Origin of the sequence: Cellvibrio sp. KY-YJ-3, assembly GCF_008806955.1 — a bacterium.
GTDB lineage: Bacteria > Pseudomonadota > Gammaproteobacteria > Pseudomonadales > Cellvibrionaceae > Cellvibrio.
Genome location: NZ_CP031727.1, coordinates 3,125,320 through 3,144,725, shown reverse-complemented (window position 1 = coordinate 3,144,725; position 19,406 = coordinate 3,125,320). Strand labels below are relative to the sequence as shown.

Annotated in this window: 9 protein-coding genes; all 9 read right to left on the bottom strand. The window is 44.3% G+C overall.

Translation table 11 applies throughout. The features are described from left to right. Nucleotides 1–321: 321 nt before the first annotated feature. Nucleotides 322–2,802 (bottom strand): dockerin, encoded by a 2,481-nt coding sequence (locus D0B88_RS13230; protein WP_225318363.1) that lies wholly within the window; start codon nt 2,800–2,802, stop codon nt 322–324. A gap of 349 nt (nt 2,803–3,151) precedes the next feature. Beyond that, nucleotides 3,152–4,315, bottom strand: a complete 1,164-nt coding sequence (locus tag D0B88_RS13225) for a non-reducing end alpha-L-arabinofuranosidase family hydrolase (RefSeq protein ID WP_151057724.1) — start codon at nt 4,313–4,315, stop codon at nt 3,152–3,154. Between the two features lie 59 nt (nt 4,316–4,374). Next, the gene (locus D0B88_RS13220; RefSeq protein ID WP_225318362.1) at nt 4,375–6,834 is read right to left on the bottom strand and encodes an exo-alpha-sialidase; all 2,460 of its coding nucleotides are present in this window, start codon (nt 6,832–6,834) and stop codon (nt 4,375–4,377) included. Between the two features lie 359 nt (nt 6,835–7,193). Then, on the bottom strand, nt 7,194–8,705 hold the full coding sequence (locus D0B88_RS13215; RefSeq protein ID WP_225318361.1) for an alpha-L-fucosidase: 1,512 nt from the start codon (nt 8,703–8,705) through the stop codon (nt 7,194–7,196). 344 nt (nt 8,706–9,049) lie between these two features. Next, on the bottom strand, nt 9,050–10,183 hold the full coding sequence (locus D0B88_RS13210; RefSeq protein WP_151057722.1) for an AraC family transcriptional regulator: 1,134 nt from the start codon (nt 10,181–10,183) through the stop codon (nt 9,050–9,052). A gap of 327 nt (nt 10,184–10,510) precedes the next feature. Then, complete coding sequence (locus D0B88_RS13205) at nt 10,511–12,538, bottom strand: glycoside hydrolase family 97 protein (RefSeq protein WP_151057720.1); 2,028 nt, start codon at nt 12,536–12,538, stop codon at nt 10,511–10,513. A 29-nt stretch (nt 12,539–12,567) separates the two neighbouring features. Then, a complete protein-coding gene (locus D0B88_RS13200; RefSeq protein ID WP_151057718.1) occupies nt 12,568–14,025 on the bottom strand; it encodes a tryptophan 7-halogenase in 1,458 nt (485 codons plus the stop codon). Nucleotides 14,026–14,037: 12 nt separating this feature from the next. Next, on the bottom strand, nt 14,038–15,549 hold the full coding sequence (locus tag D0B88_RS13195) for a tryptophan halogenase family protein (RefSeq protein ID WP_151057716.1): 1,512 nt from the start codon (nt 15,547–15,549) through the stop codon (nt 14,038–14,040). Between the two features lie 62 nt (nt 15,550–15,611). Beyond that, a complete protein-coding gene (locus D0B88_RS13190; RefSeq protein WP_151057714.1) occupies nt 15,612–18,908 on the bottom strand; it encodes a TonB-dependent receptor in 3,297 nt (1,098 codons plus the stop codon). Nucleotides 18,909–19,406: the final 498 nt, after the last annotated feature.

Below are 19,406 nucleotides of genomic sequence, written 5' to 3'. Positions count from 1 at the left end.
CATGAGTTGGAGAGGTACAGTTATTGTTATTTTTCTGCAAAAACTCTTATTCACGCCGACCGCGTTTCCCAGGGCTCATGGTGATACGCCTGATGTCTTTATTAGAAATAGATGCAGGCATTCTGAAGTTAACCCGGAATTTCGCCTATTCATTAGCAATAAATAGAAAATAAGTACCAACATTTTTTCATAGCAATAAAAATTTAATTTTTTCTTAGTTTATGAAGGGAAAAATAGTTAAATCTTTTTTACAAAAACAAGATGTACTAATAAAAATCCCTACCTGTGTCCACCACAAAAGTGAACACAGGTAGGGACCATTTATTTAGTTAGTGAAAAGATGCCGCGGCCATTACCGCTGAAAAACACACGACCAACCACATTGTGATCCGCCGCCAGGTTCCCCATACCGGCATACTGGTGCTTGTCGTCGTTGATACGTGTCCAAGTGTTGCCTCCATCCTCGGAACGATGCAGCCCCCAGACGCCATCAATCACACCCACTAGATAAATCCATGCCGAGTAAGCAGAAGCAGCCGGTGCTTTACCCAGTGCGATTGAGGTTGCGCCAAACACCTCCGGTGAATTGGTATTGGAACCCCAGATGGAGGCTGCAACGTTGAGTTTGGTCCAGGTAACACCCGAGTCGAGCGAGTGATAAATACTGTGCCCATCCACCAACCACACATCACCTTCAACATATGGATTGACCGCCATGGAAGCCGTACCAAAAAACTCGGGGCGAGCATTGAGGCTGGTGAACTGACTGCTAACAGTAAACTTGCTACCACCATCGGTTGAAGTGAAGAACTTGGGTGTAGGCCCCCACCAACCGCCACCGGAATCATAGGCATAGACCTTGTTTGAATTTTTGCGATCAGCCGCAAGGCGATAGCTGCGCCCCCAACCATCCGGCAAGGCCGGCAAGTTTGAATTTGTCCAACTTGCACCGTTGTTAGTTGTATAAGCAGGAACTGAATTATTGGGTGCCCAGATCACATGGTTGGCTTTCAAGACGGCCAAGCTGGAAAAATCGGCTTGATTAGTCAGCCCTTTCGGATGAAGCGATGGAAAGGCGGTCCAGGTCGCACCCGAATCAGTGGAATAAAGTGCCCCTTTGTTTTCGCCACCCCAGTGGGCACTGCCGATTGTCGCAATGTAGGAAGGCGTATCCCACGCCATATCAGTAGCGATACCGTTAGCAAAAACGTGACCTGTACTATGAGTAGGCTTGGTCGACAAATCGGTATGAACATGTACACCTATATCCCCGGAGCTGTTCAACAAACTATAGGAAGCACCTGAAGGTGGGGCCATGAGTGATAGAGTGGCCGTCTCTTCAATGCCATTGACCATTTCACTCCAGGTAGGTTTGGTTGCAGAGGCATTTTTGGTTTCCCATACACCACCTCCATGAACCACCAGAACGTGTTCGGGGTTACCCGGGTTAATCTCTATATCGTCTAGCCAGCCGGTAAATGAACCAGTCGCAGGAATGCGCGGCGTCATTGAGCCAATTTCGCGCCAATTCAGGCCCGCGTCATCGGAGATTTGTACGGTTGGCTTACCTTCCCAATCACCCCAGGAATTGGTAATACCCAGCACGATTCGAGTGGATGAACCACTACCAGAAACTGCCACACCGCCTATACCAAAGCTGGTCCATTCGGTTTTTTCATAGCTTTTGAGCGGGGTCCAGTTAGTACCATCAAATTTGTAAAGCGTCGCAGGCCCTTCTGCACCTGGGCCGGTAGTTTTGGTAAAGACCACGTACATCATCCCATCTTTGGCGCGCACCCAATGGGGAATGTGGTAACCCTGCACCGGAGTGTTTACACCAGTCCAGGTTGCGCCGCCGTCGGTTGATTTGTACACACTGTGGCTCAAGCCAGCCAGGGCGACATAATCCGGAGCGACGGAGGTATAAATGGTTTGGGTCGCACTACCGCTTCCGCTAGTGGCCGTATCAAAAATAACTTGTTGCACACCAATTGGGGTGCCGCCTGAATTGTTGTCAATCTGGGACTGGTTCATCTGGAGCGAGGCTAAAGACTGCACTTGCTGCCAGTTTTGGCCACGATCAGAACTCTTCCACAAACCGGCGGTGCGAGAACCGTAGAACAGAATGGCTGGGTTATTAGGGTCAACCATCATGCGCTCGCCAATTGCCCGGCCCCTGTTATTAGATCCCACAGGAAATGGCAGATCTACCCGCTGCCAGTTATCGCCGCGATCCGTAGAAATATACAAACGCCCAAGATCAGACAGGCTTACAGTCACACCCGTGGTCATGTACACACGTCTGTCATCAGTTGGATCCAGCGCAATACTCTCTGCGCCCTGATGGGAACTATCCCTTATCCCAAAACCGTCGGTCAGCGGTGCCCAAATGGCTGCCGCTGCATCCCAACGATAGGAACCGCCAATATCGGTACGTGCATAAAGAAGGTCAGGCGTGGTTGGATGAAATACCAAACCGGGAACATAACCACCACCACCGTATTTCACGTTGGTCCATCCGGCATCCTCGGAGCTTGACGCACTGCTTGAAAGGCTCGAAGCGCTGCTCTCACTTGAGGCGGTCATTAAGCTGCTTGAGCTTGCAGAGGACACCACCGCTGAACTACTGGATACAGACGAACTGGAAACAGCTGAACTGGATTCAGGCAAGCTGGACACGGATGAACTCGATACAGAAGGGGCACTGGTTTGGGAAGAGCCTGACGAACCGCCACCACATCCAATCAGCATTCCACCTGACATGGCCAGGCACAAATACAGGCTTAATTTTGTTTGAATCATAAAACACCATTCATTATTGGTTATTTGTAAACATCTGAAGTGCACTGAACACTTAGGCGTGTTATCACGACATAAACCTTCCATTGCATTAGTTGTATTCATGCGCGCGCGCCCACAACGAGAATGCGGCTAGGGCCATCCACGGCGAATCAATATGATTTAGAAAAGGAAGGCAGCTTAGGTATCTCAAGCAGGATGATTTAATAGCACTAACAAATTCTTGTTATTTTTTTTAGAAGTTTTGTTAGTTGAAAGGCTTGTTAACTGACTGTGAGGGGCTAATTACCAGGAGGACTTGCGTTATAAACTCCTCCCGGTAAAAGACTCTTTTAGAGGGCCGTGCGGTTGCCTAGCGATTACCAGTTTGCTTGATTAAACCCAAGCGATAAGGCAAATCCGTGTAGGTCACGTTGGAGTTTGGATCTACACCCTGATAAAGAAACTGCATATTGCAAGGATTAATCGTGAGTGTTTCGTCGTAACCGGAGCGAATCATTTCGCCATGGCTGATATCCCTGGTCCACTTCTCCCCTTCAAAACTCACGTTAGCCTCGCCGGCAAAAGGAGCTGATTGGCTATCCGCCAAGGGAGTCCATGGGCCATCCAAACTGGTTGCCGTCCAAGATCTAAAGTAACGAGGGCCGTAGGCCTCTACCAACAGCAAATAAAGGTCTTTGCCTTCTACCTTATAAACATTGCTTGCCTCGAATAATTTTCCCACCTCGTCTGACATGACAATTTCATAGCCAGAGAAATTAGGGAAATTATCGATAGGTGTTTTTGAGCGATAGAGATTGCCATCATCGCCAGAGAAAAATAAATGGCAATTGGCCTCATCACAAATCACCCAGTAATCCAAACCGATATTCAAGCCGTTAGCCAATAGCGGTTGTGGAGTTGTCCACGTGTCCGGATTGCTTATATCTGTATTAGTAGAATATTTGGCGCCCCATTGATAAATGAGGTACCACTTGTTGTGAGGGCGAAAGAAGAATACCTGCGGGGCAACAGCATTGCCGGTAGGTTTATCTTGCAGCGATATTTGCGTAGCAGAGCCAGCGTTGGAAAAATCGTTAAAATTCAAATAAACCGAACCCCAACCTTTGCGACTGATATCAAACACAGTTGCAAAAACATGGTATTTGTTATCGTAAAAAACGATGGTTGGATCTTTAATGGAAATATGGTCAGCGGACTGGGGCTGAATCAAGGGCCCGGAAGAAACCCAGGAAAACTCACTTGGTAAATCACAGTTTGCTGTAAGAGACTGGCTGGAGAGACTGGAGGAGGATTTACTCGTCGCATTGCTCGATACAGTGCCAACCGCTCCTGAACCTAAAGAGCTTGAGGAACTTGTAAAACTGGCGCCCCCATCTTCCCCACACCCACTTAAAAATGAGGCTATTGATATGAGTACACAGGCACTCGGCTTAATAAAAGAACAATAACTAGACAAGGATTTTTTTGGAAATGAATGTTTAATATTCACTAGATATCTCTCACTTAACAACATATAAAATAAGGCTCCCCATGATTTAAATGAGAAGCCAATATTTACTACGACCTCAATAATTATTGTTTTAACAAGAAAACTCTTGAAACAAAAAAAGTAAAAAGGAGTATTAGAAAATATATACCAACGGAACCCCCGCCCGATTTTGATGTAGACGCAGGAGCGGTACTTGAATGAGATGACGAGCTGGAAGAGCTGAGAGGAGTACTCGCTGCAGAGCTGGATGAACTTGTCTCAGCAAGGCTCGAAACAGCGCTGGATGAACCGGTTGTCGCTACGCTGGAGGACGAACTGCTGCTGATGTCTACCGATGAAGAGCTTGAATTATCATTAGAACCATCGGTTACCAATTTTCCATAAATAATTCCCCTGCCCGCTGTGCTCATGTACACAGTACCAAAGGTATTCATATCGCCCAGTATAAAATTACCATTGCCGGGGCCACCAAATTGGTGAGTTGAATCATTAATTCTCACCCAACTGGTTCCTCCATCAATGGAGCGGAATATGCCGGAAACGTTATTAATAGTTCCCCAAATATAAATCGTGGGAAAATTATTACCCGGAGCAGCCTTTCCAAAACCCACTGCCTGCGCAGCACTGACACCATTAACGATTGTGAAATTAGCACCAGAATCTGTAGACTTCGCCAATCCATTATTTCCCAGCGCTACCCACACGCCGCCCTCAATGCCGGGAACCGCCCGAATAATTTTGGAACCGTTTGACGATGGTAGGGTTCCCATTTGCTGGAACGATACACCAGCATTCATGCTGACCATCATTTTATTGCCATTGAGTGCATAGAGTTTTTGACTGTTGACAGTATCTGCAACAACTCTGGCGTGAGTCATAGATAAGCCTTGAACCGCAGTCCAGGTTTGCCCCCAATCTTTAGTGTAATAACTCGATAATATTTCCTTGTTATCCGTCGTAGATCCCGGGCTATAAATCAGGGTTTCGCCATCGGCAGTGAGTGTGGCGTGACCGCGAATACCGGTTGAAAAATTTATTTGGATCCAGGTTGCAGCCGTATCGGTGGAGTAATACAAAGAATTCCCCACACGAACCATTAAGCGTGGATCATTAAATGCAAAAGTAATACTGGATGAAGTTCCCATGCCAGGCTTATGAATCGGCGCATACTGGGCTACATCGGTGTGGACAAAACCATCGTAATCACCAATCACCGAAACCGCTGGGCCACCAGTTATGCTTACCAAATCCAGCGGCACAGTTTCCTCAATACCTTTCACCCAAAACGACCAGACAATTGGTGATGCATCAACATCCTGCGCTTTAAAAATACCGTTGCCCGAGGTGACATAAACATTTTTAGTATCAAACGGATCAAACTCCAAGGAGCCCGCCCAGTGAATAGAATGGCCAGCAACCCAATCAACACCTTGGGTGTCGAGTGAAACCCCATTGGCAATTAAATTCGTCCAATTTTTCCCACCATCGCGAGTAGAAAATATTTGATCGCCCCAAGCGCTACGGCCATCCATTTCATACTGAAACATATAGGTATTACAACTGGAAACGATAATGCGGTCAGCATCATTTGGATCTACCGTGATGCCACCAAAAGCGCGGGAGAAATTCGCAGGTGTGATATTGGTCCAGGTATTCGCGGCCGGAGAATATTTCCAAACTTGCCCCTGATCCATAGGTTCAGGCTGGGAATTGTTCCCATGGGGGCCGGCACCATTAGCATAGGTAATTAACAAGTCCCCGCGCTTATCAAAAATGGCACGCTGAGGCATCAACCCGGCGGGGCCTCCACTGATGGCAGTGAATGTTTGGCCTGAATCGGTGGAACGGTAAAAATTAGCACCCACTGAAGGGAAGCGGGAAACACCAACAAATATATTTTTTGCTGCACTACCTTGCTCAGTGGAACTGTCCAGCACAACAAAACTGATCCCGTTCTCATTAGGCGTAGTAGTAAGGTTCAAGCCACTTAACCTGGACCAGGTAATGCCCGCATCAGTAGATTTAAATAAACCATTCCAACGAGTACCGGTATAAAGGATGTTGCTATCAATAGGATCGACAACCAATTTTTCGCCGGTTTGCCTTCCCATTCCATTTCCATGGGCCTTGAATTGGTTGGAGATATCAATAACTTGAAAAGTATTTCCATAATCATTGGATTTTAATATCGCGGACTTGCCGCCATTAAAATAGGAAATACCCACGAGCATATAGAGCTTCGCGGAGTCCTTAGGGTCAAGTGCAAGGGATTCAACACCAAGGTAGCCAACCTGATCTTGCGAAACCCAATCTGTTAAAGCTATCCAACGCGATTGGGTTTTATCCCAACGATAGGCGCCACCTACATCGGTACGCGCGTAAAACAAGCCCTGCTCTGTTTTACTGGGAATTACGGCATTGACAAAGCCACCACCGCCCATAGAAACCGCATCCCACTGATAGTTATCGGCGTGGCTGTAGGCGATAAAAGTGCAGATGGCCAATATCGATATTGAAGAGACTAGTCGCTGTAGCATTTTCATTATTAGTATCCTTGGATTCAGTAACGCAAATCGTTTTTGGAAATACAGAACATCCAGAAGAAAAAGCAGATGTAGTCAGCAAGCAAAATCATAGATACCTATCCGAACTACACCTGATAAAACAGCTTCCCTGCTAAGGGGAGAAAATCGTTCCAGTCGCTTACGCAGTAAACGACGTTAGGATGCTACCTCACTGAAACCAACCGGAATTAAAAACAAGTAAAAATAACTACAACTAAAAATTATTATTAGAATTTTTCTAAAACTTGTTACTAAAAAAAAGGCCTACCGGATATTTCCGGCAGGCCCAAACAGTCAAACATAGGGGTTATTGTTAATATTCGGATTTACGCAAATTTTTAAAAGCTTATTTTTAAGCTTGATCCAAAAGGCGTAGGTAGTTTTTCTGGCAGAATTACCAATAAATGATCACTCTCCTGACGCCACTCAAGCTTCTTATTGTACCCAAGCATGCGAACATCCTTAATTTTCTTATCCAGAAGTTTGCTGCTCGTGCCCAAAGAAAGGATTTTTATTTGCCCAGAAGGTTCTGCAAGAGTGGTTGCATAAAGCACATTGTTTTTGGTGGTAAAACGAATATCTTGGGCCGTATAGTTATCTTCCTCTTTAAAATGCCCAGCAGCGGCAGCTGTTGGCCCTTCACCGTAGATCTTCCAAGGTCTGGTTGCATAAATTGCCTCACCGTTAACCTTAATCCAAGCCGCCATTTCTTTGAGTAAAAGTTGCGATTCAGGCGGCAAACTTCCATCCGGATACTGAACAATATTGAGCAACAAGTTTCCGTTTTTACTAACGATATCTGTGAGCATATGGATGACTTGGGCACTGCTCTTGTAGCCATGATTATCGTTGTAGTACCAATCTCCATTCGAGGTATCTGTCTGCCATGGATAGGGACTAATTCCGTCCATAACACCACGCTCTATATCCTGAACGCCGGCTTTTAAAATAAATTCTCCCGAGCCTATATTTTTATGGTTATAGACAGCCTCCAAGCGACCACCGTTCTTTTTTATGTTTTTATTATAATAATCGGCGACAAGCGAGCGCCCTACTTCACCGAAAGGAATTCCCCCGTCGGTATAGAGCAAATCCGGATTATATTGATCAATAAGATCGGTAACCCTTAACAGCCAGTTCTTTTGTGATTCAGGATTATCGGTATACCAGGTTCTGGAATCGCGATAAGGCTTGTCTTTACCAGAGTGGTACAAATCAGCGTACTCCGGGTTCTCGCCGTCATAACCTACACCATTCAAAGGCCAGAATTGATCGTAACCGTGGCTAGGCGCAAACCAACTGTAGCTGGCACCCAAGTGCTCTGACACACCAAAATGCAAGCCCTGTTTTTTTGCCGCCTTTTTCCAGTCACCCACTATGTCCCGTTTAGGACCCATATTCACCGAATTCCATTTGTGGTGTTTGGAGTTCCATAAATCAAAATTGTCGTGATGCACCGCCATGCTGACAAAATATTTTGCGCCAGCTTCTTTATAAAGCTTCATCAAAGCATCGGGTTCAAATTTCTCGGCTTTCCAGAGCGGAATTATGTCTTTGTAGCCAACCTTGGATGGGTGGCCGTAATTTTTAACATGATGGTCGTACTGAGGCGTGCCGGGGACATACATAAAGCGTGCATACCAATCTCCAATCCGAGGAACCGCCTGAGGCCCCCAATGCGACCAAATACCCAGCTTGGCATCTTTAAACCATAACGGCGTTTCATATTTCTCCAGAGTGTCAGGCGTAAATGCCACAGCAGAAGGAAGTTTATGGTCATTAGCGACACTCGTTGATGCACAAAGAACCGTGGAAATTAATGCCAAGGTGGTTATTAATCTATTTTTCATGGAAAACCCCAAACTACAAACGGCGATACAAACGGATAATAGGAATCATCTGCTGCTGCACAGCGAATGACGCAATCATCGAATCAATCGCCGACTTTAATGCAATTAATATTAAAATTTAAACGAAAACAGCAGAATTTTTTTGAAAAATTTTATTTTGTTATTTTTATTAGATCTTTTGTTATTAAAAAAAGACAAAACATACGTTAATCAACAAAATATTTTTTGTGTCGATGGCTTACGTCTATTACTGGATAAATAATGGAGGGAGTTTATAACCGTCACGGCCTACAGAGGTAGGCCAGACGATGAAAGATAAGGAGATCAGAATATAAACAATGCAGCTAATTTTCTTTCGCAGCTTTTCCCCTGACTTCTTTAGGGGTTGAACCAAACTGCTCTTTAAATAGCTTATTGAAATACGAGATATTTTTAAAACCGACTAAATAGGCAATTTCAGTGATGTGTGCATCCGGTTTTTCAGCCAGTAACCTTGATGCCTCAACCAACCTCAGTTTGTTAATGTGATTGGTAAAAGTAGTTCCATATTCCGCCTTCAAAATATCATTTACTTTGGTGCGACTTACTCCTGCCGCCTTGGTAACAGACTCAATATCAATCTCCGGGTTAGCAAAATTTTTCGCGATGTATTCAAAAATAGCTTGTTTATCACGCTCTCTTGCCGGGTTAAAATCAAGTGGTTCATATTGCAACTGCGGTGAGATTTCCTGTTCCAGCGGCTTGGGCTTTAATTGTGATCTTATGATCCAAGCGCCACTCAGCACCCATATTGCAAGCATGACTAAAGTAAAATTTAGTAATATCCCCTCTTTTCTGCCGACAAAAGATATCCCTGAAACATAAAGATTGGATTCTATATCCACAGGACTCTCATAAGCTGCCTCAAGGTAAATTCGAATGACTTTCCTCAAGTCATAGGCTTTTTCAGATGCCTTAAAACCAAACCTATGCAACCACCATACTTGAACCTCCAGCGAGTCGAGGTTAATTTCAACTTCACTCCATTCACTATCGCAATTTATATGCGCACCTGCATTTCTGTAGGTTAGCGGGATTCCTTTCTCGGTAACTTTTTCATCCTCCATCGATAGACCAAAATACAAAGTATTCGATGGAGAGCACTTTAATAACACTCGCGCTTTTGTAAATTCTGAAAAATCTACGACGCGACCAACATTTTGGTCAAAGTTGATAGCAATGCCCGCGCCAAACCACTGGGATTTTTTGGATAATTTGAAATTTGCGATTAACGACGAGGAATTATTCTCGTGTGAAATCACTGAATACTCATCATTCCATGAGGTTAATGACCATTTATACGGAGAGTTTTTTTCCGGAAAAATTGTTAACGTTGAGTATGAATATTGATAACAAATAAAGAATCCGATCACGCTGACCAATAGCAGAACAACATAAAAAGATAAGATTTTTGATTGTAACCACTTATTACTTGCCAAGTTTCACCTCTACGAGAAGCTTGTGAAGTAGAAAACAAGCGCCGCCTATACTTTTATTAATATTATTCATAGATGAAAAACCGGGAATCGGCGATCCAGAACAGGTTTATAATTTTATATTATATGAAAACCCGCACAAGCCAAATTGGCATATAGAAAAATATACTAATCTAAACCAATCTAAACCCAACCCGTTTCATCACAGACCGTGCCGTCAACCCTGATTAAGGATCTAAGTAATTATAGGTTGGGAATTAAAAGATGCGAATAACCCTAAAAATAAGCCACAACCGTATCAATAGTTACGGTTGTGGCGAGGTAGAGAAGCTACTGCTTTTTCAGTTGAACTACCGCACCTCCTGAAGGAGCCAAGGACAATTTAAGGCTGTGTTTATGCGAACGCGCATTTACCTGTTTTTTAACAACTGAGGAGGGGTTCTTTCCATCCTCCCAAATGACTGCTGTGTAAAGTCCTTCCCCCAGAAAGTCCAGCGGCACTTTCACATTGCGCTCCATCTCGTTAGTCATGGCACCTATATACCAATCACTTCCTTTCCGACGAGCAGAAATAATGTATTGCCCAATATCCCCCTGAATAATTTTGGTTTCATCCCAAGTTACGGGTACATCCTTTATGAATTCCAAACCATCAGCCCACTCGTTTTCAGGTTGCGGCCATTTGCCATCCGTCTTGCTATAGGTAATTGGCGAATCTGCCAACATTTGTAACGGGCTGTCATAAACAACAAACATTGCCAAGCCATGTCCACGTGTTGTTTTTACGTAAGGCAAAGTATTGCGACGAAGCGCTGGAAACTCCTCCGGTGTGGTGTGGCGGAATCCGCCCGGCGTGTAATCAATTGGCCCAAGGATCATTCGAGTAAATGGAAGTGTAACGTTGTGTGTCGCTGTCACGCGCGCGCTCCACTTGTTGTATTCCGCGCCCATTACACCTTCCTGCGTTAAAAAGTGAGGATAGGTTCTAACCAATCCATTGGGTGGATAGGCACCGTGTAAATTAACCATAATTTTGTACTTGGCCGTCATTTGTAGCAGCTTATGGTAATAGGCAACCATTTCCTGATCTGAACGATCCATAAAATCCACTTTAATGCCTTTCACACCCCATTTGTTGTAAGTGCTTAGCGCCTCTTCCATTTGCCAATCCAATTGCTGCCATTGAACCCACAGCCAAACGCCAACATTTTTACTTTTGGCATAACGAAAAATCTCGGGCATATCCATCGCTGGAATGGGTTTTATCAAGTCTGCACCGGGAGAGCTGGTCCAAGCGGCGCCTTCATGCCACCCGGAATCGATAAGAATGTATTCAAGCCCGAGAGTTGCCGCAAAATCGATATAGGCCTTATAAGTTTCGGTATTCATTCCCGGTTTGACATCTGTACCTTCAAGCACCACCTGATTATCGTTCCACCAATCCCAGGCTACCTTGCCTGGCTTGATCCAACTGGTGTCTTTTACTTCGGAAGGAGCGCCAAGCGCAGCAATTAAGGAAGATTCAGTCAAACTGCCGGGCGTATCGCCAAGCATAATTACCCGCCAGGGTGACTGCACACCAGCAGCAGACATAGTCGCGCGCACTGCCGCTTTTTCAAGTCCATCTGGACGGGAATCAAAACGCGGCGTCAGTTTGATATCAACTCCCCAACCGCCGTCACCGCGGCCCATAAACCAACTGCCGGGATAATCACGCACATCAGATTCCGCCAGCGCAAAAACGCCTTGCCCTATTCCCGTTTTACACACCAACGGATTATCGTAAAGGTTGTGTTCACGAATAAATGATGACTTTATTGGATCAAACTCACCTTCGTGACTATTTGCAAACTTACCCAGATTTAAACCGTAACAGGTGTAATCGGCAGCAAATGAAAAACGAGTGAGTTCATTTTGGATGGTGAATGTTTTTAAACCCGCTTGATTCGGCAGTATGTAACGAATAGCAACGCCCTCGTCATAAATCCTTACAGCCAGATTCAATTTCAATTTTTTCTCGCTCGCAGAAGCAAATTGAAACAGACCAGAATTATAGAAATCCTTCACTTGTTTGGCGCGCCCGGCAAACAATTCAAACGAGTCACGAACTTCACCTCGCGTCTCTCCCAGGAAATTCATTTTGGCACCGCCCAGCGGTGCATCATCAATTATCAGCCCAAGGGCAGAATCTTCAATAATGGACTTATTATCGACTTTAACGCTGTAGCTTAACCCTTTTTCGCCATTTTCAAGAGCAACGGAAATCCTGCCATTAGGTGAGCTTAGGTTATAGGTATCGGCAAAAGCCAACATAGGAATTGTAGATATCACCAACAATAATAATTTTTTCAACATCATTTATTCTCAAATAAAAGTAAATTTCAGGTTTACACTAACGGCGAAGAATTAATTCGTTCTTTAATCATCCTCAAGATTTTTTGAAAGTTTTGTATCATTTCATCATCACTCATATTATCCACCAAAGGGCTGTAAAACTCGGGAGCTAACCCATGACCATTGAAAACACTTATCCAATTCTCCTCTTGAAATGTTTCATCCTCGCGGACCGAGGCGTAACCACAGCACTTAAAAATATCAATCTTTTCTTTTAAAACATGAGGTAATTCAAGGTTTTTACAGGCCTCCCAAAACAACTCATCTCTGGAATTAAGCGCATAATGAACAATCTGAAAATCCCTCAAGTTCTCTATAAAAGAATGCATTTTTTTGTTATAAACATCCCTTTCATTTTGATATTCGTTACTGTTTGGAAATAGCTGTTTGAGCATAACCATACTTATAACTAACGAGTGCTCTTGCAGTGCATCCAAAGGCTCCATATTTGCTGCCGCAGTTCCCACAGCTAAACAGTTCCCAATCCATGGTCGGCTTAGCATGCCGCATTTAATAGGTCGCTCGACTCCCTGTGAAATATTCACACCTACACGCATTTTCATTTCTGCCACAACACCGGAAAAATCTGTATGACGGGAAGAATAGAGTGTTTGAATGGCCGTTCTGTTGTTTAACGGATATAGACCACACCAGCCACTTGAAAACGCAGTGACCTGACTAAATGCTGGAGCAGGAGATAAAGGAGCGCTGGATGCAGTAATGATTCGATCACACAGGAACCAATCTTCCCAACTTTCAAAATTATTATCCGTTAACGAATTTATCAATAATGCGTCCGCACCTGATGCATCAATAAAAAAATCAGCCTTAAGAACCGTTCCGTCATCCAAGCTTAAAGAATCAATCACATCATTGTTTCTATTAATCGTTATGATATTTCCATTCTCTCGTTTTACCCCTACTTCCATCGCCGCCCGGGCGATTGCATTGACATATTCAATAGCGCTTAGGTGGTAGCCATACGCTAGATGAGAGAAGTCGGCCTGCCCAGTGCTAGCCACAAAGCGGCCATGCTTGGCAGCCGCAACCCCCAGAGAAAAATCCTCCAAAGGAAGTTTCAGCCCATTGTTAACAGCTTTCATCCAATACTGAAAGAAATCTACACCATTAAAATTTATACCCAGTCGATCGTAGGCATGGAAAAATTCTGGCAATTCCGGGTTCCAACCCGTAAATCTCTGACCAAAAAAAGGGCGAGCTTTTGCGGTTTGGCGTAATTTATCTTCATTAGCGCCTAGCGTTTTGTGTAACATTTTGTAGCTAGGGAGAACTGCAAAAATGTCATGCTCTGTTAACAGCGTCCCTAGCTCCACTAAAGTAACTTCGTATGAGTCTCTGGACTTATCGAGTACAGACTTAAGGAAAAAGGCTGTTATCCACGCATCCAAGTCCCGCCCAACGATTACAATTTTTTTAATTCCATCGTTCATAAAAATTACCCGTCATGTGGCGGCGTTACAGTGTTGTTTGATGAAATGCTCATGAGTTGAAGCAGCCTGCAGCCCTTTATCAATCATACCGCTAACCTCTGCGAGTATCGGCTCGATCTTTTCTGTTGGAATAGATGAGATAAACGGATCAATGCCCTGCTGGAAAAGTCCTTGACCGTGAAAAACAGCGAGCCAACTGGGCGTACTGAATAAGCCATACTTGAAGCTTTCTGAATAACCGCGACGCTTGAACAAATCCATTTTTTGCATAAGGCTGTCTGGCACTTTCATAGATTGACAATGCCGCCACAATTCTGAATCAGTGCGATCATTTAAACGGTAATGCAGAATAAGAAAATCCCGTATCCGCTCGTACTCATTATCAATCAACCGATTATATTCATCGGATAAGATAGATAGGTTTTTATTTGACTGGAAGGAAAAGACACGCAATAAACAAATAATCGCTATATGTATTAGATAAATACTGGTTGACTCTAGCGGCTCTAGAAATCCACTTGATAAACCAATAGCAACACAATTTTTTTGCCAGGATTTTTTATACCGTCCCGCTTTGAATTTAATAAATCTAGGATCGGTCAAGGGTTTTCCAGCAAGCCCTTTAAGCAAAGAATCATGAGCCTGATCATCGCTGATTAGATTGCTACAATATACATAACCATTACCAGCTCTGTGCTGTAGAGGGATTCGCCACTGCCAGCCAGCTTCTTTTGCAGTTGACATAGTGTAAGGAGGAATGTCTTTTGGCTGCTCAGACTGCATAGCGACTGCTCTGTCGCACAAGAGCCAATGAGACCAATCTTCAAATTCGGATTGTAGATTTTTATGTAATAACAGTGAGCGAAAACCCGAGCAATCGATAAAAAAGTCGCCACTCAACGTTTTTCCATCACGAAGAAAAACAGCAGTAATGTTGCCTGTATCAGGGTCATTGTTAATTGCTTCAACTATGCCATTCACACGCAATACACCAGCGCGTTCACTTATCTCGCGCAAATAGGCAGCGTAGAGCGCGGCATCAAAATGGTAAGCATAAGAAAAAGTACTTTCAATCTGGCCCGAATCTTTGGAAGGAAATGTAAACTGGTTGCGCTCGCACAATTGCACAGCAAAGGAATACTTTGATATATCGGGGATGGTTTTTTTTGAAGCCACATGAGACCAATACTGGTAAAAATCCGAAGAGTTTTTCAAGCTGCCATACAAACCAAATGGGTGAATATAACTAGCCCCTAACCTGCCCCAATCATTAAATTGAATACCGAGCTTAAAGGTCGCCTGGGTGCGCCTCATCATTTCAACTTCATCAATACCTAGCTGGTCATTGAAGCTTTTTATAGAGGGCAAAGTAGCCTCACCTACACCAATACTGCCAATCTCTTCCGACTCAACCAGCGTTATTTGAAAACGTGATCGATCTTTATAAAGTGAGGAAATAGCAGCCGCTGTCATCCAGCCTGCCGTACCGCCGCCCACAATTATTATTCTAAAAGGTTGTTGCATCGCTCGTGCTCCAGAAAAAACTGGAGCTACCGTTACAAACGGTAGCTCCATGGACAACTAACCTAGAATTGCGCCCGGAGACCCAAGGTGTAGCGAATATCACTTTGATTGATGGAATATTTCAGACGCTTTCCACCATCTTCGCTATTTTCCATTTGTTGTGTCAGTACTGCTTTTTGATCCGTCAAGTTACTACCGGATAAACTCAGCTCAAACATATCATTGATGCGATAACGCAATGAAGCATCCAGTTGGCCGTAATCATCCTGCCAAACAGGTGTGCCTATACAACAATCCTGAACGGTAACGAGATATTCAGCGCGCCAGTTATAGGATAAACGAGCAGAAAACTTATTACGCTCATAGAAAACACCGAGGTTATAAGCATCTTTAGACATGCCTTCTAACTGATCGACTTGCACACGATCAGATGCACCACTGGAGCCGCTCGAACCATTTTCAGAGGAACTATTTACACCGGTATTCTCGATGCCCTTATTTTCAACATAGGTGTAGTTCGCCTGAATACCAAAGCCACTCCAGAAACTTGGCAAATAGTGGAACAAATGCGTTCCTTGAACTTCAAACCCTTGAACCTCTGCACCATCGCCATTAATTGGACCAGTAACTACAACATCTTTCGTGACGCCGTTATTGGTCATTTTGCGGAAATAGGTTCCTGTTTGGATGTAATCTTCAAATGACTTTTTATACAAAGCAAAAGAAATGCTGTTAGGCCCTGAATAGTATTCGAAACTGATGTCTGCTTGATCAGCAATAGTCGGTTTCAAGTAGGGATTGGCAGCACTCGCGGTGTAGGCGACATTGGCACCCACAATTTCTCCACTAGCGTCCTTAACCCACAAAGATCCTGTTTCGTCATCCACGCTGGGTAAATTCGAACTAACGGTAATGTAATTTCTCAAGCTACCAATATCTGGTCGAGACATGGCTCGTGAAAGAGCGAAGCGTGTAACAAAATTATCGGTCACATCATATTTGATGTTAAAGCTCGGCAACACATTGTGATGAGTTGCTTTGGAAGTTCCCAAGTTACCGCCATTGTTCATAAACGCAATCTCATCAGCGCCTAAATAACAGGTAACCGTAAATGGAACCGGGGGACGGGTCTCTGGAGCGTCTGGATCGGTTGGAGTAGTCTCTTCACATGGACGGCTTGCAAGATCGTACTCAGGGAATTGCTCTCCACCCGCACTTGCGATTTCGGTTTTAACGTAACGAGCACCAATGTTGCCACTTACAGGGCGATCAAAGAGTGTGAGGTCATTTCCACCAAAATCGATCTGAACATAAAATGCTTCAGTCTCCTCCGATACGTTTAGTGACTCGTTCGGACGGAAACAAGTCCCCTCTACTTCTGTTAAGCGACCACCCAAATTAGAACAGATCGGATAAAAACCATTAACCGGTTGGCCAGTCGTCATAGCGCTGTTAGTGTATTTCCAATCGCGCATAGTGCTGGTGTTAGGGAATACAAAAAAGTTACCACCATCAGCAATGCTTATACTGCCGTAGTTAGACTTCCAGGTATCCACAACAAAAGCATCTTTGTATCCGTTAAAAGTGTATTCCTCGCCGTCATAAATTCCAGTATGTGCTGGGCTGTCGATGTTGAACCAGCCTGCATTCTGATTCCAGGAGGTGGACATAGCTTGCCAGTTGCCGGCCTGATTCACTTGTTGATCACGATCAGCGTATCGCACACCAGTTTTAATACGCTCAACAAAACCGGAATCTACGTCGTAAATTAAATCTACTTTTGTGGCAAATTCTTCACCGTGATTATCGCCAAGAAACTCCAGCACACTGGTGGGATAATAACTATTAGGATTGGCAAATATGCCCTGCCCAGCGTCCAGAAGGTTAACGTTGGTAGGCGCGTTCAAAACGACCCTGTTGAGGTCATGACGCAAGTCAACTTCTGGATTTGCCCAGGTATTGAAACCGGTATTGACCCGATACTCATCCAAATCGGAATTTACATGCTGCACATCAAAATTTGCACGGAATTTATCAGTCACATTCCATTTAAAATTCAAACTAATATCTTCGGTAACACTTTTGGAATCGCTCACATCCGCATTGGTGCTGAGGTTGCCACCAATAAAATCCGTTACAACTGCGCCTTCACCACAACCAGCCCATGAATCCAGACTAGCGCAAGTCTCAACCAAGGCTTCACCGTTTGCATTGGCCGCAACCAGTTTTGAATCATTATTGTTAGCGCCCCACCAACCGTGGTTTTGCACAACAGTGCCGTGGGAAAACAAACCATCTTCAGCAAAAGTAAATGCGTCAGTACCCGGAGCAGGTCGAATAATTGCACCAGAACCAGTGCCACCCTCTTTAATCTCGAGGAACAAGCTGTCGCCGCCACCAAGACCAGCCCAACCCACGCCGATACCACGCCCTTCAGATGTATTCTCATATTGGGAGCGGTTGTATTGTAGCGTTGCGAGGTAACGGCCTTCGTTATCCTGCCACTGGAAAGCTAAGGCGGCGCCATTGCGCTCACGGCTGTATTGGCTATCGCCAAAGGAAACACCTTGGGGAATAAAATAAAGCGAGTCTTCAGCGTAGACATCCCGGAAGCGGTTGACGCGAGCCATTCTGGAGCTTTGCGATGTAGCATCCACATCGGAATAGGCAAAGTTAGCCATCACACCAAATTCACCGACGTCTGTATCAAAACGACTGGTATGTATACCTGAAAGCTCCGGGGTGCTGGATTTTGACAAGTCACTGTAGTTAGCGCCTAAGGTGACAACATTTACGCTGCTATCGCTATCAAAAGGCAGGCGGGTTTTGAGATTTACAAGACCAGAAATACCACCTTCGATCAGTTCCGCGGTTTGGTTTTTATAAATATCCACACCACCCATAAGCTCTGGGGATACATCACCCCAACTCAAACCGCGACTTGAATCTGCACTAAAAGTATCGCGCCCATTAAATTCACTGCGCACAAATGGTAGACCGCGGATGATGACGCCAGATGGCTCCACGGAGAATGCGCCTGTATCTGTTCGCGTAGCAAAGCGCTCAATCATTACACCAGGAACACGCATCAATGCTTCGGCAACCGATTTGTCCGGGAAGTCTCCCAACTCATCTGCTGTAATGGAATCGATTACAGTATTAGCATTTCTCTTTAACTCCTGGGCAGATTCAATATTCCGGCGAATACCAGAAACAACGATCTCCTCAATATCATCATCTTTGGCGCCCGTAGTTTTGGAATCGTCAGCCGCATAAGCCGCAGAACCAATCGCCATAATACTTGCTGCAAGTAGTGTTTTCTTGAACCGACCATAGTTATAACTATTGTTATTCGACATCTCTAAATACCACCTAATTTATGTTTATATGGTTTTGTCGCTCTCCAAGTCCAGGGCAAGACCTCAAGCAAGGTTCTCGACCTTGCAGAAGGTTTTTGCCATACCTGGGAAACCAAAGGGCGCTTAAAACTTCTTTTGCCCTTCTACACAATTAGGCGGGTTTTATATAAATCCTGAATAGCGTGTTTTCTTAATTTTTTTTTAATTTCAAATATATGAATAAAAATTTCAAAATTTGCTATTTTTACAGTCGATTCTGCACTTCCAACCCAAACTTGTGAGAATAAAAGTTACAAATAAACAGCAGAGGTTGAAAAGCCGACCAAATTCATCGCGTACAGAGAATGCGGAAAATTGTCTATTTAATTCATTTTTTATTTATTGTTATAAAAATAAAAAATATTGTTATCGTGATAAGCGGTTTTGGTTGGAGATTCCATACCTCATCATTTTCCAGCAAGCTGCACAAACCCTGCCCTTAATCGCACATTCGGCATC

Coding starts and splice junctions, on each gene's coding strand:
- D0B88_RS13215 (WP_225318361.1), bottom strand. CDS start 8,705: ATGAAAAATAGATTAATAACCACCTTGGCATTAATTTCCACGGTTCTT.
- D0B88_RS13195 (WP_151057716.1), bottom strand. CDS start 15,549: ATGCAACAACCTTTTAGAATAATAATTGTGGGCGGCGGTACGGCAGGC.
- D0B88_RS13190 (WP_151057714.1), bottom strand. CDS start 18,908: ATGTCGAATAACAATAGTTATAACTATGGTCGGTTCAAGAAAACACTA.
- D0B88_RS13230 (WP_225318363.1), bottom strand. CDS start 2,802: ATGATTCAAACAAAATTAAGCCTGTATTTGTGCCTGGCCATGTCAGGT.
- D0B88_RS13220 (WP_225318362.1), bottom strand. CDS start 6,834: ATGAAAATGCTACAGCGACTAGTCTCTTCAATATCGATATTGGCCATC.
- D0B88_RS13205 (WP_151057720.1), bottom strand. CDS start 12,538: ATGATGTTGAAAAAATTATTATTGTTGGTGATATCTACAATTCCTATG.
- D0B88_RS13225 (WP_151057724.1), bottom strand. CDS start 4,315: ATGTTGTTAAGTGAGAGATATCTAGTGAATATTAAACATTCATTTCCA.
- D0B88_RS13200 (WP_151057718.1), bottom strand. CDS start 14,025: ATGAACGATGGAATTAAAAAAATTGTAATCGTTGGGCGGGACTTGGAT.